At 61.9% G+C, this 23934-nt stretch carries 23 protein-coding genes and 1 tRNA gene; 11 read left to right on the top strand and 13 right to left on the bottom strand.

Going from position 1 to position 23934, the window contains the following annotated elements; translation table 11 throughout:
• Window positions 1-19: 19 nt before the first annotated feature.
• From GLS_RS02550 to GLS_RS02540, 3 genes are all read left to right on the top strand, one after another.
• Window positions 20-718 carry a gluconate 2-dehydrogenase subunit 3 family protein gene (locus tag GLS_RS02550; protein WP_052327423.1) on the top strand — a complete coding sequence of 233 codons (699 nt, stop codon included), beginning with the start codon at window positions 20-22 and terminating at the stop codon, window positions 716-718.
• A gap of 13 nt (window positions 719-731) precedes the next feature.
• Window positions 732-2510, top strand: coding sequence for a GMC family oxidoreductase (locus tag GLS_RS02545; RefSeq protein WP_041110965.1), 1779 nt, complete (start codon window positions 732-734; stop codon window positions 2508-2510).
• A 179-nt stretch (window positions 2511-2689) separates the two neighbouring features.
• Complete coding sequence (locus GLS_RS02540) at window positions 2690-3835, top strand: c-type cytochrome (RefSeq protein WP_405002422.1); 1146 nt, start codon at window positions 2690-2692, stop codon at window positions 3833-3835.
• A gap of 285 nt (window positions 3836-4120) precedes the next feature.
• On the opposite strand, the gene GLS_RS02535 is transcribed toward GLS_RS02540, so the two are convergent.
• From GLS_RS02535 to hisB, 8 genes are all read right to left on the bottom strand, one after another.
• Window positions 4121-4196, bottom strand: a tRNA-Glu gene (locus GLS_RS02535).
• Window positions 4197-4244: 48 nt separating this feature from the next.
• Window positions 4245-4613 carry a histidine triad nucleotide-binding protein gene (locus tag GLS_RS02530; RefSeq protein WP_041110961.1) on the bottom strand — a complete coding sequence of 123 codons (369 nt, stop codon included), beginning with the start codon at window positions 4611-4613 and terminating at the stop codon, window positions 4245-4247.
• 14 nt (window positions 4614-4627) lie between these two features.
• A complete protein-coding gene (locus GLS_RS02525) occupies window positions 4628-5029 on the bottom strand; it encodes a phosphoribosyl-ATP diphosphatase (protein WP_011252065.1) in 402 nt (133 codons plus the stop codon).
• 4 nt (window positions 5030-5033) lie between these two features.
• Window positions 5034-5795: an imidazole glycerol phosphate synthase subunit HisF gene (gene hisF / locus GLS_RS02520; protein ID WP_041110959.1), complete on the bottom strand. Its 762-nt coding sequence runs from the start codon at window positions 5793-5795 to the stop codon at window positions 5034-5036.
• Window positions 5789-7141, bottom strand: coding sequence for a 1-(5-phosphoribosyl)-5-[(5-phosphoribosylamino)methylideneamino]imidazole-4-carboxamide isomerase (gene hisA, locus GLS_RS02515; protein ID WP_041112571.1), 1353 nt, complete (start codon window positions 7139-7141; stop codon window positions 5789-5791). Before hisA ends, hisF begins: the two co-directional genes overlap by 7 nt.
• Entirely contained in the window at window positions 7138-7776 is a 639-nt protein-coding gene (hisH, locus tag GLS_RS02510; RefSeq protein ID WP_041110957.1) for an imidazole glycerol phosphate synthase subunit HisH, read from the bottom strand. Before hisH ends, hisA begins: the two co-directional genes overlap by 4 nt.
• Window positions 7761-8165 carry a hypothetical protein gene (locus GLS_RS02505; RefSeq protein WP_041110955.1) on the bottom strand — a complete coding sequence of 135 codons (405 nt, stop codon included), beginning with the start codon at window positions 8163-8165 and terminating at the stop codon, window positions 7761-7763. Before GLS_RS02505 ends, hisH begins: the two co-directional genes overlap by 16 nt.
• Window positions 8162-8758, bottom strand: a complete 597-nt coding sequence (hisB, locus tag GLS_RS02500) for an imidazoleglycerol-phosphate dehydratase HisB (protein WP_041110954.1) — start codon at window positions 8756-8758, stop codon at window positions 8162-8164. Before hisB ends, GLS_RS02505 begins: the two co-directional genes overlap by 4 nt.
• 210 nt (window positions 8759-8968) lie before the next feature.
• Here hisB and GLS_RS02495 point away from each other — a divergent pair, with 210 nt between their 5' ends.
• Genes GLS_RS02495 through GLS_RS02485 form a run of 3 tightly spaced genes read left to right on the top strand, consistent with a single transcriptional unit; the run spans window position 8969 to window position 11815 of the window.
• The gene (locus tag GLS_RS02495; RefSeq protein WP_011252059.1) at window positions 8969-9571 is read left to right on the top strand and encodes a nitroreductase family protein; all 603 of its coding nucleotides are present in this window, start codon (window positions 8969-8971) and stop codon (window positions 9569-9571) included.
• 4 nt (window positions 9572-9575) lie between these two features.
• Window positions 9576-10760: a 5-demethoxyubiquinol-8 5-hydroxylase UbiM gene (gene ubiM, locus GLS_RS02490; RefSeq protein WP_041110952.1), complete on the top strand. Its 1185-nt coding sequence runs from the start codon at window positions 9576-9578 to the stop codon at window positions 10758-10760.
• 41 nt (window positions 10761-10801) lie between these two features.
• Window positions 10802-11815: a zinc-binding alcohol dehydrogenase family protein gene (locus GLS_RS02485; protein WP_041110950.1), complete on the top strand. Its 1014-nt coding sequence runs from the start codon at window positions 10802-10804 to the stop codon at window positions 11813-11815.
• 32 nt (window positions 11816-11847) lie between these two features.
• On the opposite strand, the gene GLS_RS02480 is transcribed toward GLS_RS02485, so the two are convergent.
• The 3 genes from GLS_RS02480 to GLS_RS02470 form a co-directional block, all read right to left on the bottom strand.
• Complete coding sequence (locus tag GLS_RS02480; protein WP_041110948.1) at window positions 11848-12333, bottom strand: hypothetical protein; 486 nt, start codon at window positions 12331-12333, stop codon at window positions 11848-11850.
• Window positions 12334-12427: 94 nt separating this feature from the next.
• On the bottom strand, window positions 12428-14851 hold the full coding sequence (locus GLS_RS02475; RefSeq protein ID WP_041110946.1) for a DUF3772 domain-containing protein: 2424 nt from the start codon (window positions 14849-14851) through the stop codon (window positions 12428-12430).
• Between the two features lie 163 nt (window positions 14852-15014).
• Window positions 15015-16088, bottom strand: a complete 1074-nt coding sequence (locus tag GLS_RS02470) for a quinone-dependent dihydroorotate dehydrogenase (protein WP_041110944.1) — start codon at window positions 16086-16088, stop codon at window positions 15015-15017.
• A gap of 124 nt (window positions 16089-16212) precedes the next feature.
• Here GLS_RS02470 and GLS_RS02465 point away from each other — a divergent pair, with 124 nt between their 5' ends.
• Window positions 16213-16452, top strand: a complete 240-nt coding sequence (locus GLS_RS02465) for a hypothetical protein (RefSeq protein ID WP_041110942.1) — start codon at window positions 16213-16215, stop codon at window positions 16450-16452.
• A gap of 2 nt (window positions 16453-16454) precedes the next feature.
• Here GLS_RS02465 and GLS_RS02460 read toward each other — a convergent pair whose 3' ends face one another.
• Together GLS_RS02460 and GLS_RS02455 are read right to left on the bottom strand one after the other, a co-directional pair.
• Window positions 16455-17306 (bottom strand): sugar phosphate isomerase/epimerase family protein, encoded by an 852-nt coding sequence (locus tag GLS_RS02460; protein WP_041110940.1) that lies wholly within the window; start codon window positions 17304-17306, stop codon window positions 16455-16457.
• A gap of 4 nt (window positions 17307-17310) precedes the next feature.
• A complete protein-coding gene (locus GLS_RS02455; protein ID WP_041110938.1) occupies window positions 17311-18120 on the bottom strand; it encodes an alpha/beta fold hydrolase in 810 nt (269 codons plus the stop codon).
• A 130-nt stretch (window positions 18121-18250) separates the two neighbouring features.
• On the opposite strand from GLS_RS02455, the gene dusB reads away from it, so the two are divergent.
• From dusB to ntrX, 4 genes are read left to right on the top strand one after another with little or no spacing between them, the layout of a single operon-like run.
• Window positions 18251-19366: a tRNA dihydrouridine synthase DusB gene (dusB, locus tag GLS_RS02450; RefSeq protein WP_041110936.1), complete on the top strand. Its 1116-nt coding sequence runs from the start codon at window positions 18251-18253 to the stop codon at window positions 19364-19366.
• Between the two features lie 24 nt (window positions 19367-19390).
• On the top strand, window positions 19391-20131 hold the full coding sequence (locus GLS_RS02445; protein ID WP_193363835.1) for a sigma 54-interacting transcriptional regulator: 741 nt from the start codon (window positions 19391-19393) through the stop codon (window positions 20129-20131).
• Window positions 20128-22515, top strand: a complete 2388-nt coding sequence (locus tag GLS_RS02440; RefSeq protein ID WP_041110934.1) for a sensor histidine kinase NtrY-like — start codon at window positions 20128-20130, stop codon at window positions 22513-22515. The genes GLS_RS02445 and GLS_RS02440 overlap by 4 nt, the downstream gene beginning before the upstream one ends.
• Window positions 22505-23917: a nitrogen assimilation response regulator NtrX gene (gene ntrX, locus GLS_RS02435; protein WP_041110932.1), complete on the top strand. Its 1413-nt coding sequence runs from the start codon at window positions 22505-22507 to the stop codon at window positions 23915-23917. The genes GLS_RS02440 and ntrX overlap by 11 nt, the downstream gene beginning before the upstream one ends.
• Window positions 23918-23934 lie beyond the last annotated feature (17 nt).

Genomic DNA, 23934 nt, shown 5'->3' with positions numbered 1-23934 from the left:
TTTGTCATTGGAGCAAGAAATGAAAATCCCCTCTTCGACGCGGCGCAATTTTACGGCCGGTCTTCTTGGGTCAGCGTCATTCTGGATGTATGGCGGCCATAAAGTCTGGGCCGATGCTCTGCAGTCAGAAAGTACGCAGTCATACAAACCTAAATATTTCAATCATGAGGAATGGCTGTTCCTGAATGCCGCCTGTGCGCGAATATTTCCTGCGGACGCTCATGGACCCGACGCGGCCCTGCTTGGAGCGCCTGAATTCATCGATCGACAGATGGATACGCCTTATGGACATGGAGAGTTGTGGTACATGTCCGGCCCGTTCAAGGAGGGCGCACCGAACCTGGGGTACCAGTTGTCCCTCCCGCCGCGTGACCTCTATCGCCAGGCTATTGCCGCGGCAAATGCCTATGTCCGCGATCATCATCAGGGACAGACTTTCTCCCAGCTGGCCGTTCCGGAGCAGATCGCACTTCTCAAGGCGTTCGAGCAGGGCAAGATGGCCCTTGGCGCCGTCCCCGCCCACACCTTCTTCGAGCAGTTGCGTCAGAATACGCTCGAGGGTGTTTTTTCCGACCCCCTTTACGGCGGCAACAAGGGCCTGGCGGGATGGACACTGCTCGGCTTTCCCGGCGCGCGCGCCGATTTCATGGACTGGGTCAATCAGAAGGGAGCGCCGTATCCGTTCGGGCCTGTTTCCATATCTGGCGAAACCGCCTGAGGATTTTTGAATTATGTGTGCGAAAAAAGTTGATGCCATCGTCATCGGTGCGGGTTGGGCTGGTTCCATCCTGGCCAAGGAACTCACGGAGGCAGGACTTTCGGTGGTCATGCTCGAACGTGGTGACGAGCGTGCTACGGCAGTCGAGGGCGATTACCCAACCTCCATTGACGAGTTGAGAGGAGCCATCCGTCACCGGCTTTTCCAGAACCTGTCCCAGTCCACGGTTACGATACGGAATACGCTGGATCAGGAGGCCCTGCCTTACCGGCGTCTGGCGGCCTTCCTTCCCGGTGAGGGCGTGGGAGGAGCGGGGCTGCACTGGTCGGGCGTTCATTTCCGTGTTGCTCCGGATGATCTGGCCTTACGCACCAATGTTGTCGCCCGGTACGGAAAGAATTTCATTCCTGAAGGGATGAATCTTCAGGATTACGGCGTGACTTATGAGGAACTTGAACCGTTTTTCGATAAGGCGGAAAAAGTTTTCGGTACGTCCGGAGAACCTTACACCATCAAGGGAAAGATCGCTGGAAACGGTAACCGTTTTGCCCCTGATCGTTCCGATGCATTTCCGCTTCCAGCGATGGGTGAGGTCTATTCTGCCAGCCTGTTCCGATCGGCCGCCGCGAATGTAGGCTATCATCCCTATGCGCTCCCTGCCGCAAATGCTTCAGCGCAATATACCAATCCTTACGGCGTGCAGATGGGGCCATGCAATTTCTGTGGATATTGCAGTGGGTATGACTGTTACATGTATTCCAAGGCCTCTCCCAATGTGAATATTCTGCCTGCTTTGCGCCAGGATCCGAAATTCACGCTGATTACCAAAGCACATGTTCTCAAGGTCAATCTCGACGCCGACAAGAAAAAGGCGACGGGTGTGAGTTACCTGGATCTGCGCACCAAAAAGCAGGTCGAGTTGGATGCCGATCTGGTCATTATCAGTGCCTTCCAGTTTCACAACGTCCATCTCATGCTGCTGTCCGGGATCGGCCAGCCTTATGATCCGCAACAGAACACCGGAACGGTAGGGAGAAACTTCGTCTATCAGACGATCACGACGTCCCGGGCGTGGCTGTCGCCCAAGCAGTACACCAATCTCTTCGTTGGAGCCGGCGGCGCAGGTGTCGCCATCGATGACTTCAACAGCATGAACTTCGATCATGGACCGCTTGGCTTTGTGGGTGGGTCGCCTGTCTGGGTCAATCAGGCAGGTGTGAAGCCGATTGCGGCTGCCATTGGCGGCCCTGGCGGCAAGGCGCCGACCTGGGGGGAAGGATACAAGGAGGCCATGGTCGATACCTATCGTCATTCCCTGACCATCGACGCGCATGGCAGTAATATGGCCTACAGGGATGTTTATCTGGATCTCGATCCCACCTACAGCAATGCCTACGGGCAGCCTCTGCTCCGGATGACGTTCAACTGGAAAGACAACGATATCCGGATGAACCAGTATGTGGTGGGCAAGATCGAACCCATCATCAAGGCAATGGGGGCCACCAAGTATTCTCTGGGAATGCTGAAGGACGGAGAGGTTTTCGACACCCGCCGGTATCAGACCACGCATCTCGGCGGTGGGGCCATCATGGGAACCGATCCCAAGACAAGTTGCGTCAACCGATATCTGCAGAGCTGGGACGTCTCGAATGTTTTCGTGATCGGCGCCAGCGCATTCCCGCAGGGGATGGGATATAACCCGACCGGAATGGTCGCAGCCCTGGCATACTGGGCCGCCTATCATATCCGGACGACCTATCTGAAAAACCCAGGTCCGATGGTGCAGGCATGAAGTACGGTTTGTTCACCCGCGCAGCGTTTTTTGGCGTTGCCACTCTGCTGGCAGGTTCGGTTTCTGAACTGCGGGCCGAGGATACGAGTGCCCTGATCGCTCAGGGAAAATATGTCGCGGAAGCCTCCGACTGTAGTGCATGCCATACTGTCCGGGGCAGGGGCGAGTTCGCAGGGGGAATGGAATTCAAGCTTCCCATTGGATCGATCTACTCATCCAACATTACGCCTGATCCGACCCACGGCATTGGGGCTTATTCTGAAGCGGAATTCTCCCGTGCAGTGCGTGAAGGCGTCCGTCGGGACGGGGCAAGCCTTTATCCGGCCATGCCGTTTCCTTCCTATGCCCGTATGAGCGACGGCGATATTCACGCCCTGTATGTCTATTTCATGAAGGGTGTGCAGCCGGTTGCGCAGGCAGCTCCGCCCAACGGCATTCCGTGGCCTTTGTCCATCCGTCTGCCAATGACCATCTGGCGGGCGGTATTTTCTCCTTCCGTTGTCGCAGCCCAGAAGGATGTCAACCGGTCTCTGCCTGATGATGGAATAGGCCGTGGAGCTTATCTGGTGGAGGGGCCAGGACATTGCGGGGCATGTCATTCACCGCGTGGCATGGCCTTGCAGGAGAAAGCTCTTTCAAATAGCAGCGGATCGCTTTTCCTTTCGGGCGGCGCGGCAATCGATGGCTTTGTACCGACAAGTCTGCGGCAGGATCAGCGTAGCGGACTGGCGGGATGGTCTGAAGACGATATCGTGCAGTTCCTCGCCACAGGACGTAACCGGCGCGGCGAAGCATTTGGGGGCATGACAGATGCTATTTTCCATGGAACGCAGCATCTGACGGATGCGGATCTCCATGCGATGGCGCGGTATCTGCTCTCCTTGCAGCCTCATCAGCCCACGCTCTCGGCATGGCATTATGATCCGTCAGCTACCACTGCGCTGCAGGCGGGAGACGCCTCTGCACAGGGTGCCAAGGTTTATGTGGATCACTGCGAGGCCTGTCACCGTTCCGATGGCCGTGGATATGCTCCTGCCTTCCCGCCCTTGGCTGGGAATCCTGTTCTCATGAGTGATGATCCAGCCTCTTTGGTGCATGTAGTCCAAAGTGGTGCGGTTCTGCCGGGCATGACCAAAGCGCCATCTGCCTTCGCCATGCCCGCATACTCAGGCATACTGAGTTCGCAGCAGATTGCTGATGTCGTCACTTTCATCCGCAAGGCCTGGGGCAATAATGCCGCTCCGGTCACTGCTGCAACGGTGGAAGAGCTACGGAAATCAGCCCCCGAGCCTACAATTCAAAAAGGTATTATCCCTTTGAATTAAACGCAGGCTTCATAAGCCCAAGATAATGCGCAGGAAAAATGGCCGAAAAGAAGATTTTCGGCCATTTTCTTTGAAGAGACAGTTCGCCGCATCGGATGGCTATGGAGAAGGTTCCATTCGGATCAAGCTATAGATTGCCTGAAAACAAAGCCGGATATACCAAGACGGATCTATCGAAAGCGCAACCTGCTCGTATCTGCACGCAATCAAAGATGACTTTCCGCTGTATTGGTCCAGTGGGACCATTACCATCTTGCGGAGAATTCAATTTTTGGTTGAAAGCTTTGGCGTCCCATAGGGGATTCGAACCCCTGTTGCCGCCGTGAGAGGGCGGTGTCCTAGGCCTCTAGACGAATGGGACGAGGCGAGGGGCTTGATAGTCGGCCCCTCGGGTCTTGGCAAGTCTTATTTAAGAAGTTTTTTGTGTCAGCAGGGGGCCGAGGGCAGCGCCGCCGAACAGGTGGACGTGGAAATGGGGGACTTCCTGCCCGGAATTGGGGCCGGAATTGCTGATGAGACGGAAGCCTTCGCGGGTGAGGCCCTGTTCTTCGGCAATCTTGGAAACAGCACGCCAGAAGCCCGTGATTTCGTCGGGAGAGGCTGTTGCACCGAAATCGGCGATGGAGACGTATGGCCCCTTGGGGATGACCAGAACGTGGATCGGCGCCTGAGGAGCAATGTCATGAAAGGCGAGGGCGAAGTCGTCTTCATAAATCGTGCGGGCCGGAATTTCCTTGCGCAGGATGCGGGCGAAGATGTTGCCGGGATCGTAGGTCATGGTCTGCTTCCTGTTTAGCCGAGCTTTTCTTTGGGGCGTGCAGCCTTTTCGGCAATGCCACTCGTGCCTTCACGGCGCTTGAGTTCCGTCCAGACGTCTTCGGGAGAGACGCCGGCGTCTACCCACATGACGATCAGGTGGTACAGCACGTCCGCGCTTTCCCCGATCAGCTCCTTGCGGTTGCCGTTGACGGCCTCGATCAGGCATTCGACGGCTTCCTCGCCGAATTTCTGGGCGATCTTGTTGCGGCCGCGGGCCATCAGGCGTGCTGAGTGACTGAGGGACGGATCAGTGCCGCGGCGGGACTGGACCGTATCATACAGGCGCTGGAGAACCAGCTCCTGCTGAAGGTCGGACTTCTTGTCGTCCTGCTGCTTCGAAGGCTTCGGGGCCGGTTTGGTGGCGGGTTTTCCCATGGTCTTACTCTCCAAGCCTGACCGGCAGTCCGGCCTTGTTCAGCGCGTTCTTGACTTCATCGATACGGAACTGGCCGAAGTGGAACACACTTGCCGCCAGAAGGCCACTTGCGCCGACTTCCGCGCCTTCCACGAAATGCTGCAGTTCACCCACGCCACCCGAAGCGACAACCGGAACCGTCACTGCGCCGCAGACGGCACGAAGCAGATCCAGATCGAAGCCTGCGCGGGTGCCGTCGCGGTCCATGCTGGTAAGCAGGATTTCGCCGGCTCCCAGATCCTGCATTTTTCGTGCCCATTCCACGACGTCCAACCCCGTGGGTTCACGGCCGCCCTTGGCATAGACTTCCCAGCCGCCCTGTCCATTGGACCGGGCGTCGATGGCGACGACGATGCACTGGCTGCCAAAGCGTTCGGACGCTTCGCGGATCAGGCCGGGGTTTTTGATGGCGGCGGAATTGACGGCGCATTTGTCCGCCCCTGCCAGAAGCAGGCGGCGCATGTCTTCGCAGGTGCGCACGCCACCGCCGACGGTCAGGGGCAGGCAGATGGCTTCGGCCGTACGGCGGACGACATCGAGGATAGTGTCGCGGTTTTCGACGCTGGCGGTGATGTCGAGGAAGGTGAGTTCATCGGCACCGGCCGAGTCGTAGAGCTTGGCCTGCTCGACCGGATCACCTGCATCGCGCAGGGAGACGAAATTCACCCCTTTGACGACGCGGCCGTCCTTGACGTCCAGACAGGGGATGACGCGGAGTTTCAGCATGAACCGAGGACGTCCAGGGCGTCTTTGAGCGAGATGCGGCCATCATACAGGGCACGGCCGACGATGGCGCCGGAAATGCCCGGAACATCGCGGGCGACATCGCGAAGAGCCTTGAGATGCTCCAGACTGCCGACGCCACCACTGGCAATGACAGGAATGGAGAGACGACGGGCCATGTCTGCGGTCTGTTCAAGATCCAGCCCGGCCAGCATGCCGTCGCGGGTGATTTCGGTGAAAATCACGGCAGCCACACCGGCATCTTCCATGCGTAGAGCGAGATCGTTGGCTTCCAGTTCGGAGACTTCGGCCCAGCCTTCGGTGGCGACGCGGCCCTGTCGGGCGTCAATACCAGCGACGATGCGGCCCGGGAAGGCGCGGGCGGCCTGACGGACCAGTTCGGGGTCCTTGACGGCGACCGAGCCGAGAATGACGCGTGAGACGCCGGCTTCGAGCCAGCGTTCAATGGCGGCCATGTCCCGGATGCCACCGCCGAGCTGCACGGGCAGATTCGTGGCTTTCACGATGGATTCAATCGCCGGGATGTTGGTGGAACGGCCAGCGAACGCACCGTTCAGGTCCACGACATGCAGGTGCCGGCAGCCAGCTTCCGCGAATAGCTTGGCCTGTGCTCCGGGATCATCGGAATAATGGGTGGCATCTTCCATTTCCCCGCGACGCAGGCGGACGCAGGCGCCGTCCTTGAGGTCGATGGCCGGGTAGAGCGTCAGGCCGTGAGCCGGGGGGGCTGTGTTGGTCATCGTGTCTGAAGCCGCGCTGCTGGTGTCAGGCATGGCGATGCTGGACTGCCAGCGGGCGGCCTCGTTCTCGTTTGCCAGAAGTTTCGAGAGAAAAAGTCCGCGCACCGTCTGCCCTCCGATCCGTGCATAATAGGGATGGGTCCCCCAGTGTTCGAATTCGAACGACCGGAACAGCCCGATAGCGGCGACATGCGTTTCGCGGATGTCGCAGTTTACAACCTTGCAGCCAATGGCCTTCGCGCCTTTGAGCATGGCTTCCAGCAGCGCACGTCCCAGACCGCGGCCGCGGGCATAGGGGGCGACGAAGAAGCCTGTCAGATTAGCGGTGGCGGCATGGGCTTCATAACTTGCCGGTGGGCGGACGAGCTGGCCTGCGCCGCAGATTACTCCGTTCTCACGCACGACGTAAAAGCTGCGCTCCGGCACCAGCAGCAGGCCTTCGAAATAACGGGCCAGAGCCTGATGGCCGGGAGGCTGAAGCCAGCCGAAGCCGCCACCGTCCAGAATGCCAGCAGACGTGGCCTCGATCAGTGCGTCCAGATCTTCGGGCGGAAGCGGGGAAACGACGCGTTCACAGGTGATGGTCATGAGGTCCACCGCAGGAAATTGCCGAGGATCGTCAGGCCGACATCCTGGCTTTTTTCAACGTGGAACTGCGTGCCGCAGCGGTTGCCGCGCGCGACGATGGCCGGAACCTGCGTACTATACTGCGCGGTTGCGACCAGATCGCTGTCCACACCATCATGCAGGGCATAGGAATGGACGAAATAGCCGTGATTGCCGGGCGTGAGGCCATCCGTCAGCAGATGGGCGCCGGGCGTAAAGTCAAGGGTATTCCAGCCCATATGCGGCAGGCGCAGACCGGCATTTGCAGCCTCATCCATGCGGCGGATATTGCCGGAAATCCAGTTCAGGCCCTCGGTGCGGCCATGTTCGAGGCCGTATTCGCACATGAGCTGCATGCCCACGCAAATGCCTAGGAACGGGGTGCCGTTGGCAGTCGCGGTTTCGAGCATGTTGCGCAGTTCGGGGCCAAGGCCCTGCGCGCAATCGGCGAAGGCGCCCTGTCCGGGAAGGATCAGACGGTCGGCATTCAGGATGTCGGTCGCATCGCGGGAGATGACGACGTCGGCCTCGATCCCTTTGCGGGTTGCGGCCTTGCGGGCTGCCTGTGCGGCCGAGGCGAGATTTCCGCCATTGTAGTCAATTACGACGACGCGCATGGAAACTCCGGAGATGTGCTGCCGTAAGGGGCGGCGTAGTGCTGCTGGTCCATCCAGCGCAGGAGGGCGATGTCCCGGCTGGGGGCCGCGATCGGCGTGCCGGTAACGCGGCCGTTCAGGCGCTGTTCCCACAGGCGGATCTCAGCCGTGAAGCTGGCGAGAACGGCATGGATGGCCACGATCAGGTCAAGCCGGGACCAGAAGCCCATGAAAACATGCAATGTGATCATGGTAGCGGCTGCGGTCAGCAGGGCGGAGATCCATGCGCCGTAGGTCAGAAGGCCAAACCAGCCAAAGAACAGGACGCGCCATGAAAATCCGTCCTGCACCATAACGGGCGTCTGCGGCCCACCGGCGTCAGGTTTCGTGCAGGGAATGTAGAGCTTCACAGCACGCCTTTGGTGGAAGGGATAGCGCCAGCCGAACGGGGATCGTGCGAGACGGCAACCTTCAGGGCGCGGGCGACGGCCTTGAAACCGCTTTCGGCGATATGGTGAGCATTGGTGCCCGCCTTGCAGGTCAGGTGCAGGGCGATATGGGCGGACATGGCGAAGGCGCGGAAGAACTCTTCGAACAGTTCCGTGTCCATCGTGCCGATCTTCTCGCGCGGAAAGACGACGTTCCAGGCCAGATAGGGGCGACCGGAAATATCAACGACCGCCTCACACAGGGCTTCGTCCAGCGGCACGAGGGCATGGCCGAAACGCTCGATGCCGCGCTTGTCGCCGATGGCCTGACGGAAGGCCTGCCCGAAGACGATGCCGACATCCTCGACCGTATGGTGGCCGTCGATATGCAGGTCGCCCTTGGCTTTCAGCTCAAGGTCAAAACCACCATGCTTGGCCAGTGCCGTCAGCATGTGGTCGAAGAAACCGATGCCGCTGTCCACGTCGGAGCGGCCCTGGCCGTCGAGCGTGAGGGCAAGAGTGATGTCGGTTTCGCTGGTGGCGCGATGCAGGCGGGCGTGGCGGCTTTCGTTCATGTTCTTCCTGCTACACCAGCACGACGCGGATTTCCACGCTGTCTGGCAAAGATGCCTGCAAAATACGTTGGCAGACAGGGAGAAAATCCAGGATGGAGAGGATGCTGATCCGTATCGACCGGCACGAGGGGGCGTCACTATTCCTTGAGAATGTCGGAGTCTGGAAATTGCCCTTGGCGGAGAGGGGAGATCGGGCCATATTTCCTGATTATGGCACATCATCATTCCCCCCTCGACGTCCTTCTCTCCCGCGCTTCGACGGACCATCTCGTCGAGCCCCCGCCGAAGGGGGATGAGCTCCGAACCATCCTGTCCGCCGGCCTGCGGGCTCCGGACCACGGGAAGATGCGTCCCTGGCGCTATACGGTGATCAAGGGCAAGCACCGTGAGGCGTTTGCCGATCTCGTGGTGGAAGCGATGGGTCGGCAGGAGCCTGACGCGCCCGAGGCCAAGAAGACCAAGCGCCATCACCGCTTTGCCAATATGCCGATGATCATTGCCCTGGGCATGCATCTGCAGCCGGAGGGGAAGATCCCGGTGATCGAGCAGGAAATGGCTGTGGCGGCGGGGGCGATGAACGTCCTGAACGCGCTGCATGCTGCCGGATTCGGAGGCATGTGGGTGACGGGGCCGTTCTGTGAGGACCGCGTGCTTCTTGAGTCGCTGGGTCTGCCCGAGCCGCATCGTCTGGCCGGTTTCCTGTTCGTCGGAACGCCTGCCAAGCATTCGGATGAGCGCAAGCGGCCCGAGATCGATGATTACATGGCCGTCTGGAAAGGGGACGCCATCACGTTCGCCGCGGACGCCGGTTGATCTGATGCGCTACGACGTCATTGTTGCGGGCGGCGGCCCTGTCGGTCTGGCCTGCGCCATTTCGCTCGGGCGCGATGGCCGGAGGGTCTGTGTGGTCGAGCGGTCACCAGCGAACGTGCTGGCTGATCCTCCGTTTGATGGCCGTGAGATTGCGCTGACGCATCATGCGTCGGAATGGCTGAAGAGTGTTGGCGCGTGGGATGAGATCCCCGCCGGTAATATCTGCCCGATGTACACGGCGCGCATTGAGACAGGAAAGTCCGGCAGCCCGCCGCTTCTGTTCGATGCACCTTCCGATGGGCCCGATGCACTGGGACACATGGTGGCGAACCACCTGATCCGCCGTGCCCTGTATCGTGTCGCTTTGCGAACGCCGGGCGTGGACATCCGGGCCGGGGAAGGCATTGCCAGTTCGTGGCACGATACCCGCTCGGCTGGTGTTGTGCTGGCCAATGGGGAGCGGATCGAGGCTGATCTTCTGGTTGCGGCGGACGGGCGGTTTTCCCGTCTGCGGGCCGAAGCGGGGATCGGTGCGATTGTGCATGATTTCCAGCGCAACATCATGGTCTGCCGCATGCGGCACCCGGAGCCCCATGCCAATACGGCACTTCAGTGGTTCGACGAAGGACAGACGATTGCTCTTTTGCCCGTCGCACCCGACGACCGGCCGGGATCATGCTCGTCGCTGGTTCTGACGCTGGAGCCGGATGAAATCGCGCGCCTCAAGGCGCTTGATGGCAAGGCTTTCAGCGAGGACATCACGGCCCGGACGCAGGGACGCATGGGGCAGATGACGCTGGAAAGCACACGCTGCGTCTATCCACTCAAGGCGGTTTATGCGCACCGTTTCCAGGCGCCGCGTCTGGCGCTGATTGGGGATGCGGCTGTGGGCATGCATCCGATTACGGCGCACGGGTTCAATCTGGGCCTGAAGGGGCAGGAAGTTCTGGCGCGGGCGATTGCCGACGGCCCGGGGGATGCGGGTGATCCGTCCGTCCTGTCGCGTTTCGAGCGCGCGCATCGCCTGGCAACAGCGCCGCTCTTTGCCGCGACCAATGCGATCGCCACGGTTTATACCCGCGATGAGCCACCGTTCCTGATGGCGCGGCGAGCCGGATTGGCAGTGGCCAACCGTCTGCTGCCGTTCAAGGCGGCGGTGACGAACATGCTGATGGACCGCCACGGCTGATCCCTCTGGCAGCGCTCTTTCAGAGTTAGGAGATCTCTCCCATGAAGGCTTTCGGGCACAGACGCGCAACCCGCATGGACGAAACCGATGCGCTGGTCGAACTCGACATTCCGACCCCTGTTCCGGGGCCGCGGGATGTCGTTGTGGAAATCCGGGCAGTTTCAGTCAATCCCGTCGATACCAAGCTGCGGTCGATGGATCCGCCGGGCGATGAGCCACGGGTTCTGGGATATGACGCGGTCGGCACTGTTGTTGCGACGGGTGGTCAGGTCCGGGGTTTCCGGGCCGGGGATCGCGTTTTCTATGCGGGTACTGCCAACCGGCAGGGGAGCGATGCGCGGTTTCAGGCTGTTGATGAACGCCTGATCGCGCTCGCGCCGAAAAGCCTTTCCGATGCCGAAGCTGCCGCCTTGCCGCTGACTGCGCTTACGGCCTGGGAACTGCTGTTCGACCGTCTGGGTGTGCGGCTGGGCGAGATGGATAATCCGGAGGCAATCATGATCGTCGGCGGTGCGGGGGGCGTGGGCTCGATCCTCACGCAGATCGCGCGCCGTCTCACGGGGCTGACAGTCATTGCTACGGCGTCCCGTCCGGAGACCACGGACTGGTGCCTGGAAATGGGCGCGCACCACGTTATCGATCATCGCCGGCCGCTCGATCAGGAACTGGCGCGGATCGGAATTCCGCAGGTGCGCTATGTGGCTGGTCTGACCGCATCCGGCGAGCACAGGGATGCGATCGTGCGCTCTCTCGCGCCGCAGGGCGCGCTGGCTCTGATCGACGATCCGGGCGAGTTCGACATCATGCCCTTCAAGCGCAAAGCCCTCTCCGTGCATTGGGAATACATGTTCGCACGTCCGATGTTCGAGACGCCGGACATGCCTGCGCAGGGCAGAATTCTGGCGCAGGTGGCATCGCTTGTGGATGCCGGTCTTCTGAAGACGACCCTGCATGAGATGCTGGGGCCGATCACCATTGCCAATCTGCGCCGGGCGCATGAACTGCTCGAAAGCGGCAAGGGTATTGGAAAGGCCGTGCTCTGCGGCTTTGAGTAAGAACTGTCAGCTGACGGGCAGGATATGGCCCGTCAGTTGAAATGCGCCCGGAGCAGCGGGGTGGACGAGATGCAGAGCATGATCAGTCCGAACAGCGCCATGACCTTGATGACAAAAAAACAGGCGTGCTGACGCGCATCGGCGCCCGTGGCCAGCATCATGAACGGATCGGGATCGGGAAAGCCCGTTTTGCTGCCGATCTGGACGAGTTCCAGCGCCCGCTGACGGCTGGCTGCGGCCTGGGCGCGCCGGCGCATCATTTCCGTGCCGGAGATATCGGCCTTTTCGTGCAGGGCGGTGAGATAGAGTTCCAGATCCTCACGGCGATACGCGATTTTCCCGTCGGGTGCCTGTGTACGTGCCGGCCCCGTGCCGAGCAGGGCGAGCAGCTTCATCCGGCGTTCCGGCAGCCCGAGATGAACCGCGGCTTCCGCCATGGAGAGCGTCTTGGAACGGACTGGCAGGTGAAAAACCTGACCCGGCGTCTTGTCTCCGGAAATCTGTGTCGGGGATGGCATCGGTCTGGATCCTGGCCTCTCTGGACGGACTGACCTTAGGACCAGCCCGTCTGAAAATCGAGTATTGCACGGAGTCCCGGAAAGTATTTTCCGATCAGGCTGTTGTGATGGCGACGTCTTCGGCATGGAAACGGCGGAAGACGTCAAAGAGAATGGCGTCCTGCACACTGCCGCCGTCACGGGCCGAGATGAGGGCGACGCTCAGGGTCATGGTCAGACTATCGTCGGCAATCGCGCTGACCCGGACTTTCGGCGATGGAGTTGCGAGGACTTCGTCACGATGCGCCGCGACTTCCAGCAGCATGGCCTTCGCCTTCTCGGGATCCGTCGTCAGCGGGATCTTGAACGTCAGGGTCAGGACGCCGGTGGCACCGCTCAGCGTCGCGTTCTTGATACTGGTCGTGATGAACTGGGAGTTCGGGACGATCATGGTCGAGCCATCGCTCAGGCCGATATCGGTGGCGCGGATGCTGATGCGTTTGACGTCACCGCGCGTGCCGGCGATTTCGACCATGTCGCCGACGCGAACGGGGCGTTCGGCCATCAGGATCACGCCGGAGACGAAGTTCTGCACGATGGATTGCAGGCCGAAACCGATACCGACCGAGAGTGCGCTGACCACCCAGGTCAGGTTCTGGACCGAGACACCCGCGATGGACAGGATGCCGAGGCCGACGAGGATCCAGGCGCAGTAAGTGAAAATGCTGAGGATCGAGGTGCGGCTGCCGATATCGAGGCGTGTGGTGGGGAAGAAGCGGTCCCGCAGCCAGCCGCGCGTCTGACGGATCGCGTAATAGGCCACCACCAGCAGAACAATGGCCAGCACCACGGTATCGAGCGAGATCTTCACGCCGTGGATGGTATTGCCGACGAACAGCAGCCAGAGCCGGTTCGTGATGTCAGCGACGCTGAAGCTGCCATCCGTCTGTGCGATGGAGAACAGGAGCAGCAGGAGCAGGACGTTGCCGAGCCCCGAGAGGATCACGCCAATCTGTGACAGGCGGCGCTGCGTCAGGCCGAGCTGGACCAGGCGCAGGCTGAAGAACCCGCCTTCCGAAAACAGCCGGTCCAGTACGTCGCGCCAGCACAGGCCCAGAAGCGTCACGATGGCAACACCCGTACCCAGCGAGAGCAGCCAGCCATTGAGCGTGAAGGCGAAAGCCACATAGCCCAGCAGGATGGAGATGACCGTCACCGCCAGAAGCAGGCTGGAAACACCCAGCGCGGAAGGTGCGAAGCCACGGGTATCGTTCTGGTTGCCAAGCCTGCGGAACGTGTCCACGGCGCACAGGCCAATGGCGATCGAGAACGCGATTTCCAGCAGGAGCTGAAGCGTCTGGCCAAAGGCGTCCTGAGCCTGAAAGGCCCGGAGCAGGTCCAGCAGAAGGATGCTGATGGCAAGGATCCAGTCCACGCCCCGCAACGCTTTGCGTTCCCCCGGATTGCCCTGTGCGAGAACGCCGCTGCGGCCAAAGATGGGCAGGCCGGCGCCGATGATGAAGCCACAGACAGGGACGGTCTCGCCAATGATCGCACCGATCGGGCCGCCGCCGTCGGGCAGGGCTGCCGCCGCCCAGATGAACCAGACAAGTGTTGCAAGCAGGGCCTCCAGCGCGCCGTTGAGCGTGATGGCGATGATGCTGCCCGAAAGGGCTTCCTTCACGCTGTCTTCGGTGGCGGGACGGAAATGGGCGCCGCAGCGTTTGAGCAGGCGCAGGATCAGCGGTGAACTGAGGCCAATGGCCGCGAAGGTGATCGCGCAGCCGATCAGGAGATAGAGCCAGTCGGACAGCACGCCACCGGCATGGAGCGAATAGCGGTTCTCAGCACGCTCGGTAAGGAGCGTGTTCCAGAAGCGTGGGGCGAGGGGCGAGACCGTCCGTTCGGACAGGGCCGCGTGTTGCAGGCGTGTGCGCCGTGCATTGATGGCCGTGTTGAGCTGCTGGGCCTGAAGATTATAGAGCTTGGCCCGCATCAGTGCCGATTTCACGGACTGCGAGTTCTGCTGCATCCGCTGGCGTTGTGCGGTAACGGACGCATCCTCGTTTTCCGCGGCCTTGGGGCCAAGGATTTTCAGGAAGGATTCGTTGATGCTGTCATAGGACTGGATCTGCGTGACCGCGTCCTGCGTGTTCTGCTGGACCTTCTGGATCTGGGCCGAGAGGGCATCGAGTTCGTTATTGCCCGTGTTGACGTCCTTGCGGTTCAGCGTCGCGAAAACCTGCTGCAATACTGCGGCACTGTCATCGAGCTGACGGCTGATGGAGGCGGACACTGCGTTCCAGCCAAGGCCGGAATTGGCGGGATCTGACTGCTGGGTCTTGTCAGCATCTTTGGGCGCGTCCCTGGTCGGGGCCGCCGCCGTCTGAGCCGCTGCTGCCAGCGCAGGAGGTGTCGTCACGCCTGCGCAGAGCAGACCGAAAACGAGGAACAGAGCGCCCAGCATGGATCCACAGGTCGTTCCGGGGCGCGGGCTACGGAGATGTGAAAAGGCGCGCGCGGGAGGCCGTGTGGTCATGCGAAGGTGTTCCGTCCAGTGTCTTGATGGGGTTTTCAACGGCTTGCGGCCGCAGGGGTTCGATTTCCGCCCTGAAGCGGTTCATTGCGCGGGGCGGATGGATACGAAAAGGGCACCTTCCCCCAAAGGGAAAGATGCCCTGAGACGGGAACTTACCGGTCCGTCAGTTCGGCCGGTCAACGCCGTGGGCATCGGCAAGCGTCTCAAACCCGTCGCGGCGCATGGCGTCGAGCAGTTCCGTCTTCATACGGGTCAGGATGCCGGGGCCCTGCAGCACGAAAGACGAATAGATCTGCACCATATCCGCACCCATGCGGATGCGGGCGAGAATGTCTTCGCCGGTCTCGATGCCGCCACAGGAAATCAGCGCCAGCCGGCCCTTGTTCAGCCCCGAGACAATCCGCAGGACCTCGCGCGAACGCGGGGCGAGGGGACGGCCGGAGAGGCCACCGCTTTCGCGGGCCGCCGGATCATGCAGGGTCGCGGGGCGGGCAATGGTCGTGTTGGTCAGGATCAGGCCCTGCGCGCCGCCTTCGATCGCGGCTTCAAGGATCGGCTCATAGGAACTGTCATCCAGATCGGGTGCGAGCTTGACCAGAAGCGGCGGCCGTTCCGGATTGCGCGTGTTGATGGCGTCCAGAAGCTCTTTCAGCATCGTTGCCGACTGAAGATCCCGCAGACCCGGCGTGTTGGGCGAGGACAGGTTCATCGTGATGTAATCGGCATAGGGGCGCACGCGGGCCACGAGGTCCGGATAGTCCCGCAGCGGGTCGGAGCCGGTCTTGTTGATCCCGATATTCACGCCGAGCGGGACGGTCGGGCCGCGCATCCTGCCATTGGGCATCGGGCGGTGCAGCCGGGCGAGACGACGGCAGAAGCGGTCAACGCCGCAGCCATTGAACCCCATGCGATTGATGATTGCACCGTCCTCGACCAGTCGGAACAGACGGGGGCCGGGATTGCCGGGCTGAGGGCGGGGCGTCACGGTTCCGGCCTCGATATGGCCGAAGCCCAGCTTTGCCAGCGGACGGATGGCGCGGGCGTCCTTGTCGAACCCGGCGGCCAGGCCGATCGGGTTGGGAAAGCGCAGGCCGAGCGTGCGGGTCGAGAGGGCCGGCACGTCCTTCGGGGCATGGCCGCCGAGTCCGAGTGCGAGGGAATGGATGGCGAGTTCGTGCGCCGTTTCGGTGTCGAAGCGGTGCAGGAGCGGAGTGACGAGCGTTCCGAGATCGATCATGAGTCGTTTCCATACCCTAATCCGCGGTGTGACGCATCAGCTTCGCGCGTCTGGCTCACCCCCGGAGTGTATCTGATGGCGTTTTGTCTTGGCGGTGGCGCAGGGACGCGATAGACGCGAACTCATGTCCGACGCATCCGCTGCTGAATCCTATGACGAGCCTTATCTGGAGACGTGCTGCCGCTCGACGCTGCACCGGCTTTTGCTGTGTGCGGCGACGGGGCGACCGACAGGGCTGAAAGACCAGCCCTGTCTGGAGCGGCTGGAACGGCTCGGACTGTCGGAACTGCGCGATGACGGGCGTTTCGTCATCACGCAGGACGGGCTGAAACGGCACCGCGAGGAAATCGGCCCGACGGAGTGACGTCAGGCCTCGCCGGTCCAGGCCTGATCCAGTCCCTCGCGGCAGAAGCGGATGACGTCGCTCAGGTCGCGGTCATAAAGGCTGTCCGGCACATCTGACGAAAAGATCTCGACCGTGCAGGCGCCACGAAAGCCCGCATCCCATGTGGCATGCAGCATTTCATGAAGCGGAATGCAGCCATCGCCGGGGATCAGACGGTCCGCAGCGGAATAGGGCGTGCGCCAGTCGCTGACCTGCAGGACGTTGATTTTGCTTCCCGCAGCGCGGATAGCCGCACAGACGTCCTTCTGCTGCCAGATGTTCCAGTAATCCAGACACAGACCCATCGCCGGATGGCCGACGTCGTCAATGATGTCCATGGCCTGTTCGATGGTCCAGATGGCGCTTTCGGTGTTCACGGAGGTCGGGTTGAGCGGCTCCAGCGACAGGGAAACACCCAGATCCTCGGCCAGGGGACAGAGCTCCTTCAGGTAACGCACCGTCTCGTCCATGGTGCGGCGCATGTTACCCTTGGGTGGCGCGCCGGTATTGGTCACAAAGACGCTGCCGGGGACATGAGGCGCGAGCGTTTTCAGGCTGTGGGCTAGGCGTTTGACGCGGGCTTCAGTCGCTTCAGGTTCGGGGACCATAGCGCTTCCGAAGAAGGTCCTTACCAGTGGCTGGACCGCACTGACGCTCAGCCCGCTCTCCCTGACGAGGCGCATCTGCTCCTCAATGCGGGCCGGATCGAGCTTGGCTTCACAGATCTCGATCGCATCTACGCCGAGGTTGCGGTAACGCGCCACGTCTTCCTCGAACGACCAGGGCTGGGTCGTGAATTCGTTCATGCCGAAAGGAAAGGGGAGTTTCGTCATGGGATCACCTCTTCAGGAAGTCGAGAACGGTGCGGTTGAACTTTTCGGTCTCGTCGAGAAAGACCATGTGCGCGCTGTCCTCGAACTCCACGCCGGTGCAGTTGGGCATGTGCTGCGCCACCCAGGCGGGACCGTCCGGATTCAGGACCTTGTCCTTGCGGGCGATCATCATGAGGGCGGGAAGGGTGAAGCGGGGCAGAATGTCACGCCAGTCCTGCGTGGTGTGATCCGCCATCATGGCGCTGCGGGCATGAGCTGGGCTTTGCGCCATTTCCCGGAGCAGGAGCGCTTTCTCGTCTTCGGGCAGCGGGTGGCAGATGCAGCTTTCCAGATTACCCCTGTCGAACTCGTCCGGTGTCAGCGTGAGCTGCTGCTGCACGGCTGTCAGCCCGGACTGATCGAAACAGGCGGCGTGGCCGAGCTTCCAGTCAGCCGAATAATACTGCTTCGGGGTCTGCTGGACGAAAATGGCGTTACGGATGCGCTCTGACCCGAACAGCTCCAGATACGACCAGATGATGGGGCAGCCGATCGACCAGCCCAGAACCGTCACGTCCTGAAGGTTCAGCGCAACCAGAAGATCCCGCAGATCGGCGGCCAGACGGGAGATGCGATAGCCATGCTGCGGCTTTTCGGAGCGTCCGTGTCCCCGCAGGTCCACGGTGATGACGCGGGCCTGTTCCGAGATCGGCCCGACATTGCGATGGAAGAAGCGTCCCGAGAACGTCCAGCCATGAAGCATGACGAGAGGGCGTCCGTGTCCCTGTTCCTCGTAATGGATACGCGTTCCGTCGCTGGTCGTAATGTGCGGCATGCTCTTCTCCATGAAGGGATGGTGGAAGTGGCGTGAAGACTGTCGGGGGAATAGCGCACGGACAGGGGGCGGGGTTGCGTGCAAAGGAGCGTTTGCGCTTGCGGAGACGGGCCGCTAAATTGATCCTGCCATGACTGCTTCCGCTCCTTCCGCCGTCCCTGATGCGCCTGCCGCAGCACCCCCGAACCGTGTCCTGAAACCCATCGACCTGGGGCAGGGCGTGGTGATCGAGGATCCGGTGATCCTTGCTCCGCTTTCGGGTGTCACGGATCTGCCGTTTCGTCAGCTTGCCCGTGATCTCGGGGCAGGGCTCGTCGTGTCGGAAATGATCGCCTCCTGGGCGATGATCCGCGAGAATGAAAACACCATGCGCATGGCCCGGATGGCCGAGCGCGGGCCGAATGCGGTCCAGCTGGCCGGATGTGATCCCGAGGCCATGGCGCAGGCTGCGAAGATTTCGGTAGATGGGGGCGCGAACCTCATCGACATCAATTTTGGCTGCCCGGTGAAGAAGGTCGCGATCGGGCAGATGGCCGGATCGGCGCTGATGCGGGACGAGGTTCTGGCTGGAAAGCTGCTTGAAGCGACCGCACGGGCCGTGAATGTGCCGGTGACGCTCAAGATGCGCATGGGCTGGGACCACAATTCGCTCAATGCGCCGCGTCTGGCGAAAATCGCGGAAGAGAGCGGCATCAGGCTTGTAACGGTTCACGGTCGCACGCGGCAGATGTTCTATAACGGCACGGCGGACTGGCGTTTTGTCAAAACGGTGAAGGACGCGGTGTCGCTGCCGGTCATCGTCAATGGTGACATCAACACGATCCGCGATGCGCGGGAGGCGCTGCATCAGTCGCAGGCCGATGGTGTCATGATCGGGCGCGGCTGCTACGGACGGCCATGGTTTACGGCGCAGGTAGCGCAGTCCCTGCGCACCGGCGAGGATGTGCCGGACCCGGATATGGCGACCGAAAAGGAAATCGCCCTGCGGCATTACCGGATGATGCTCGACCATTTCGGTGAGCGGCCGGGCCTACGTCTCGCCCGCAAGCATGTCTCCTGGTATTCCGCCGGGCTGCCGGGCTCTGCGACGTTCCGCTCCACCATCAATGGTGTGGAGAGTGCAGCCGAGGCCATTGCGCTGCTGACCGCATTCTATGACCGTCATATCGACGCCGGTGTCGTGCGCAACCGTGAGGCCGGCCCGACGGGCAGTCTGAGCCGCGACGGCACGCGTGAAGCGGCGTGAGGGCGTGAGCCGCCACGCGCTTCCATGGCAGCCATGACGGAACAGTCCGCTTCAGGTCTGGTCGAGCAGGGCTGCCATCCGGTTTTTCTGTATGGAGCGTCCCGGCTGGACCGGCAGGATGTCGCCCGGCGATTGCACAGTCACAGCCCGCGGGCACAAAATCCGTTCGTGATTGCAGCCTTGACCGCGACGCCGCGTGCGCTCCGTGAAGCGGCGCTCTTTGGCAATGGCGAGGCCGGCTGGATCCAGCAGGCGCAGGGCGGAACGTTGCTGCTGGATGAAATCGACTGTCTGTGCCCGCTGATGCAGGACCGGTTCATGGACTGGCTGGCACAGGATGAGACAGATCTGCGCGTGATTGCGGGGAGCCGGCATGATCCCGTTCTTCTGCTCCGACAGGGTGGTCTGTCCGCCGCCCTGCATCGCTGGCTGTCGGCGCTGCCCTCGGCGCAGCGTCTGGGGCCGGAGCGGATCAGCGCGGTCTGTCGTCTGGCGGCCGGAACGGGCACGGCGCGTCTCCGCGGGCTGGAACGCGCGCTGGAACGGCCCTTGTCCGAATATCTTGAGGGCGATCTGGAAAACGGAGCTGGCGATCTGCATGCCTGTGTGGTGGGCGAGGTTGAGCGACCGCTGATCACGATGGTTCTGCGCCGGACCTGCGGCAACCAGTTGCGCGCCGCCGCCATTCTGGGTGTAAACCGCAACACCCTGCGCAAGCGCATCCGTGAACTGGACATCACGATCCCGAAAGGCATCGACGAGTGAGGCTTCCTTCCCTGAGGCGCCTGTTTGCAAGGCTGACGAGTGCCAATGGGGCGGTTCTTCTGACAGTCATGGCGCTGGTGCTCGCCTTTGCGACGTTCGTCGTGCTGTCGGGGGGCATGTCTCTGGCGCATCGTCCGCAGGTGCAGGCGATCGTCTTCCTGCTCGACTTCATCATGCTCATGCTGATCGCGGCGGCGGCCGTGGTGCAGATCGGGCGGATGCTGGCCGAACGCAGGCTCGGTCTGGCCGGTGCACGCCTGCATGTGCGGCTTATTACGCTGTTCGGCATCGTGGCGGTCGCCCCGACCATCGTGGTGGGGGCGGTGGCGACGCTGTTTTTCCATTATGGCGTGGAAATCTGGTTCTCCAACCGCGTGAACGATGCGCTGAACGAAGCCCGTTCGGTCGCGGTCGGATATCTGCGCGAACACAATGACAACGCTCGGACCGAGGCTTTCGCGCTCGCGAACACGCTGATTACCGTCCAGAACGATGAGCTGTTCTCGCGTGGGACCGATCTTTTCCACGACCCCGCCCGTCTTCAGGAATTCCTGGATGATGAAGTTACCGAGCGCGGCCTGACGGATGCGGAAGTCTTTGATCCGCTGACCTACAAGGTTCTGGCGGTCGGTGGTCTTCTGGGCAGCGACGCGGATATGACGACCGCGCCACCTCTGCCGCCGAAATCGGTTGTCGAACTGGCCCAGCATGGCGAGGCGGTCATCCTTGACCGGCCGGATCAGCGGAAAGTGCGCGCCGTGGTGGCGCTGGGGGGCAATTCGGGCCTCATGCTGGTCATCACGCGTCCCGTCGATCCGGATGTCGTGGAACACATGCGCCGTACTGATGCGCTGGTCGCGGATTATCAGCGGCTGATCACCAATCGCGGCAAGACGCAGGTCCTGTTCGCGGTCATTTTCGCCCTGATGGGGCTGCTGGTTCTGGCCGTCGGGATGCTGACCGGGCTGGCACTGGCCAATCGTATCGCCAACCCGCTCGGATTGCTCATTCTGGCGGCCCAGCGGATTTCCAAAGGCGATCTGGGGGTGCGGGTTCCGGTCCCCGACGATGCGGGGCAGGACAAGGACGATGAAGTGACGGGCCTGTCCCGTGCTTTCAACAGCATGACGGACCAGCTTGAAAGCCAGCGCTCCGAGCTGATGCAGGCCTATGACCAGATCAACGAGCGCCGCCGCTTTACCGAAACCGTGCTGGCCGGTGTGTCGGCCGGTGTGATCGGGCTGGACCGGATGCAGGTCATCGAACTGCCCAATCGCGCGGCGTCCAGCGTGCTCCAGCGCGATCTTCAGCCAGCCATCGGGATGAAGCTGACGGACCGGGTTCCGGAGTTCTCGGGTCTTCTGGAGGCCGCCCGCATGGCGCCGGAACGCGTTCATACGGCGGAAATCCAGGTGGACACGGAAGGCGCGCAGCGTCCGGGCGGACCAGGTGAGGGGGCTGGGGCCGGTGCGGGACGGACGCTTCTCGTGCGGGTCGTGGCGGAACTGCGGGGGCAGGACGTCGCGGGCTATGTCGTGACCTTCGATGACATCACGGATCTTCAGTCCGCACAGCGCAAGGCGGCCTGGGCGGATGTGGCACGGCGGGTGGCGCATGAAATCAAAAATCCGCTGACCCCGATCCAGCTTGCGGCAGAGCGTCTCAAACGGCGTTTTCTCAAGGAAATCCACTCCGATCCCGAGACCTATACCCAGCTTGTGGATACGATCGTGCGGCAGGTCGGAGACATCGGGCGGATGGTGGACGAGTTTTCCGCCTTTGCGCGAATGCCACAGCCCGTCATGCAGCCGGAAGACTTCTCACGGCTTTGCCGTGAGGCGCTGGTGCTTCAGCGGAATGCCCATCCCGAAATCGTGTTCGAGACGACCGGACTGCCGCCCTCAGGGCCGATCGTGCGTTGTGACCGGCGACTCATCGGCCAGGCGCTGACAAACCTTCTACAGAATGCCGCTGATGCCATCAGCATGGCAGGCCGCGGAAAACCGGGAGAAAACGCTTCCGGACAGCCAGTGCAGCCAATTGGACACATTGTGGTGGGCTTGCACATTCGCGGCGGGCATGTCCTGCTAGACATAGAAGATGACGGGATCGGCCTGCCGACGGTGGAACGCCACCGGCTGACCGAGCCTTATGTAACCCACAAGGCGAAGGGCACCGGCCTCGGCCTTGCGATCGTCAAGAAGATCATGGAGGACCATTCCGGGATGCTTCAGCTCACTGATCGGGAACCAGACCAGTCCCGTGGCGCGTCGCCCGGACAGCGGGGAACGCGTGTCACCCTGTCCCTGCCGTTATGGGAGCAGGAGAGCCATGTCCCGGGTGGAACGGACCTTCAGACCATGAGGACAGCAGATGGAACATGAGATCCTGATCGTCGATGACGAACCGGATATCCGGTTTCTCATCGAGGGCATTCTGAACGACGAGGGCTACAAGACCCGGACGGCCGCCAATTCGGATCAGGCGCTCGAACTCTTCCGCGCGCATTGTCCGTCGCTGGCGATTCTGGACATCTGGCTTCAGGGATCCCGGCTGGATGGAATCGAGCTGCTCAAGATCTTCCAGGCCGAGGAGCCTGGCCTGCCGACGCTGATGATCTCGGGTCACGGAACCATCGAGACGGCGGTATCCAGCCTCAAGCTCGGGGCCTATGACTTCATCGAAAAGCCGTTCCAGTCGGACCGGCTTCTGGTCGTGGTCCGCCGTGCGCTGGAAGCCGCGCGTCTGCGGCGGGAAAATGCGGAACTGCGTCTGCGGGCCGGTCCGGAGACGACGCTGTCGGGGGACGGCGCCGTCATTTCGGCCGTTCGTGCCCAGATCGAGCGTGTCGCCCCCACCAATTCCCGCGTGCTGATCAGCGGCCCGGCCGGATCAGGCAAGGAAGTTGCAGCCCGCATGATCCATGCGCGGTCCCGTCGTGCGGAAGGGCCCTTCATCGCTCTGAACTGCGCAACACTGGCACCGAACCGCTTCGAGGAAGAACTCTTCGGCCTTGAAGGCGAAGACGGGCAGCCGATGCGCCGTGGCGTGCTGGAGCGGGCCCATCGCGGGACGCTTCTGCTGGACGAAGTCGCTGACATGCCGCCCGAGACGCAGGGCAAGATCGTCCGTGCGCTTCAGGACCAGACATTCGAGCGTCTTGGCGGCAATACGCGGGTGAAGGTGGACATCCGTGTCATCGCCACCACCAACCGGGATCTCCAGTCCGAGATCGCCGCGCACCGCTTCCGCGAAGACCTGTATTACCGCCTTGCGGTTGTGCCTCTGCGGATACCTTCCCTGCGCGAACGGCGCGAGGACATTCCCGGTCTGGCGCGGCACTTCCTGGAGCGTTGTGCGCAGTCTTCCGGCCTTCCGGTCCGGGAGCTTTCCGTGGATGCGCTTGCCGCGCTGCAATCCTATGAATGGCCGGGCAATGTGCGTGAATTGCGCAACCTGATGGAGCGGCTGCTGATCATGATGCCGGGGACGGGCAACGATCCGATCCGGGCGGACATGCTGCCGGCCACCATCAGCCAGGGGGCGCCCTCGATGACGCGTCTCAATTCCGGAGCGGATGTCATGAGCCTGCCGCTGCGTGAGGCGCGGGATCTGTTCGAGACGCAGTATCTTCAGGTGCAGCTCATGCGGTTTGGCGGCAATATCAGCCGGACGGCCAGCTTCGTCTGCATGGAGCGCAGTGCGCTGCACCGCAAGCTCAAGCAGCTTGGGGTGACGACGAATGAAGAGCGCAATGCCGCACCTTCCACGCCGGTGAGTGGCTGAGATGTCGAACCCTCTTT

Origin of the sequence: Gluconobacter oxydans DSM 3504, from assembly GCF_000583855.1 — a bacterium.
In the GTDB taxonomy this organism is placed as follows: domain Bacteria; phylum Pseudomonadota; class Alphaproteobacteria; order Acetobacterales; family Acetobacteraceae; genus Gluconobacter; species Gluconobacter oxydans.
This window is presented reverse-complemented; position numbering and strand designations above follow the sequence as displayed.

What these genes read in the sequence shown, in the direction of transcription:
- GLS_RS02550 (WP_052327423.1), top strand. Translation starts at nt 20, where the DNA reads ATGAAAATCCCCTCTTCGACGCGGCGCAATTTTACGGCCGGTCTTCTT.
- GLS_RS02545 (WP_041110965.1), top strand. Translation starts at nt 732, where the DNA reads ATGTGTGCGAAAAAAGTTGATGCCATCGTCATCGGTGCGGGTTGGGCT.
- GLS_RS02540 (WP_405002422.1), top strand. Translation starts at nt 2,690, where the DNA reads ATGGAATTCAAGCTTCCCATTGGATCGATCTACTCATCCAACATTACG.
- GLS_RS02530 (WP_041110961.1), bottom strand. Translation starts at nt 4,613, where the DNA reads ATGACCTACGATCCCGGCAACATCTTCGCCCGCATCCTGCGCAAGGAA.
- GLS_RS02525 (WP_011252065.1), bottom strand. Translation starts at nt 5,029, where the DNA reads ATGGGAAAACCCGCCACCAAACCGGCCCCGAAGCCTTCGAAGCAGCAG.
- hisF (WP_041110959.1), bottom strand. Translation starts at nt 5,795, where the DNA reads ATGCTGAAACTCCGCGTCATCCCCTGTCTGGACGTCAAGGACGGCCGC.
- hisA (WP_041112571.1), bottom strand. Translation starts at nt 7,141, where the DNA reads ATGACCATCACCTGTGAACGCGTCGTTTCCCCGCTTCCGCCCGAAGAT.
- hisH (WP_041110957.1), bottom strand. Translation starts at nt 7,776, where the DNA reads ATGCGCGTCGTCGTAATTGACTACAATGGCGGAAATCTCGCCTCGGCC.
- hisB (WP_041110954.1), bottom strand. Translation starts at nt 8,758, where the DNA reads ATGAACGAAAGCCGCCACGCCCGCCTGCATCGCGCCACCAGCGAAACC.
- GLS_RS02495 (WP_011252059.1), top strand. Translation starts at nt 8,969, where the DNA reads ATGGCACATCATCATTCCCCCCTCGACGTCCTTCTCTCCCGCGCTTCG.
- ubiM (WP_041110952.1), top strand. Translation starts at nt 9,576, where the DNA reads ATGCGCTACGACGTCATTGTTGCGGGCGGCGGCCCTGTCGGTCTGGCC.
- GLS_RS02485 (WP_041110950.1), top strand. Translation starts at nt 10,802, where the DNA reads ATGAAGGCTTTCGGGCACAGACGCGCAACCCGCATGGACGAAACCGAT.
- GLS_RS02480 (WP_041110948.1), bottom strand. Translation starts at nt 12,333, where the DNA reads ATGCCATCCCCGACACAGATTTCCGGAGACAAGACGCCGGGTCAGGTT.
- GLS_RS02475 (WP_041110946.1), bottom strand. Translation starts at nt 14,851, where the DNA reads ATGACCACACGGCCTCCCGCGCGCGCCTTTTCACATCTCCGTAGCCCG.
- GLS_RS02470 (WP_041110944.1), bottom strand. Translation starts at nt 16,088, where the DNA reads ATGATCGATCTCGGAACGCTCGTCACTCCGCTCCTGCACCGCTTCGAC.
- GLS_RS02465 (WP_041110942.1), top strand. Translation starts at nt 16,213, where the DNA reads ATGTCCGACGCATCCGCTGCTGAATCCTATGACGAGCCTTATCTGGAG.
- GLS_RS02460 (WP_041110940.1), bottom strand. Translation starts at nt 17,306, where the DNA reads ATGACGAAACTCCCCTTTCCTTTCGGCATGAACGAATTCACGACCCAG.
- GLS_RS02455 (WP_041110938.1), bottom strand. Translation starts at nt 18,120, where the DNA reads ATGCCGCACATTACGACCAGCGACGGAACGCGTATCCATTACGAGGAA.
- dusB (WP_041110936.1), top strand. Translation starts at nt 18,251, where the DNA reads ATGACTGCTTCCGCTCCTTCCGCCGTCCCTGATGCGCCTGCCGCAGCA.
- GLS_RS02445 (WP_193363835.1), top strand. Translation starts at nt 19,391, where the DNA reads ATGGCAGCCATGACGGAACAGTCCGCTTCAGGTCTGGTCGAGCAGGGC.
- ntrX (WP_041110932.1), top strand. Translation starts at nt 22,505, where the DNA reads ATGGAACATGAGATCCTGATCGTCGATGACGAACCGGATATCCGGTTT.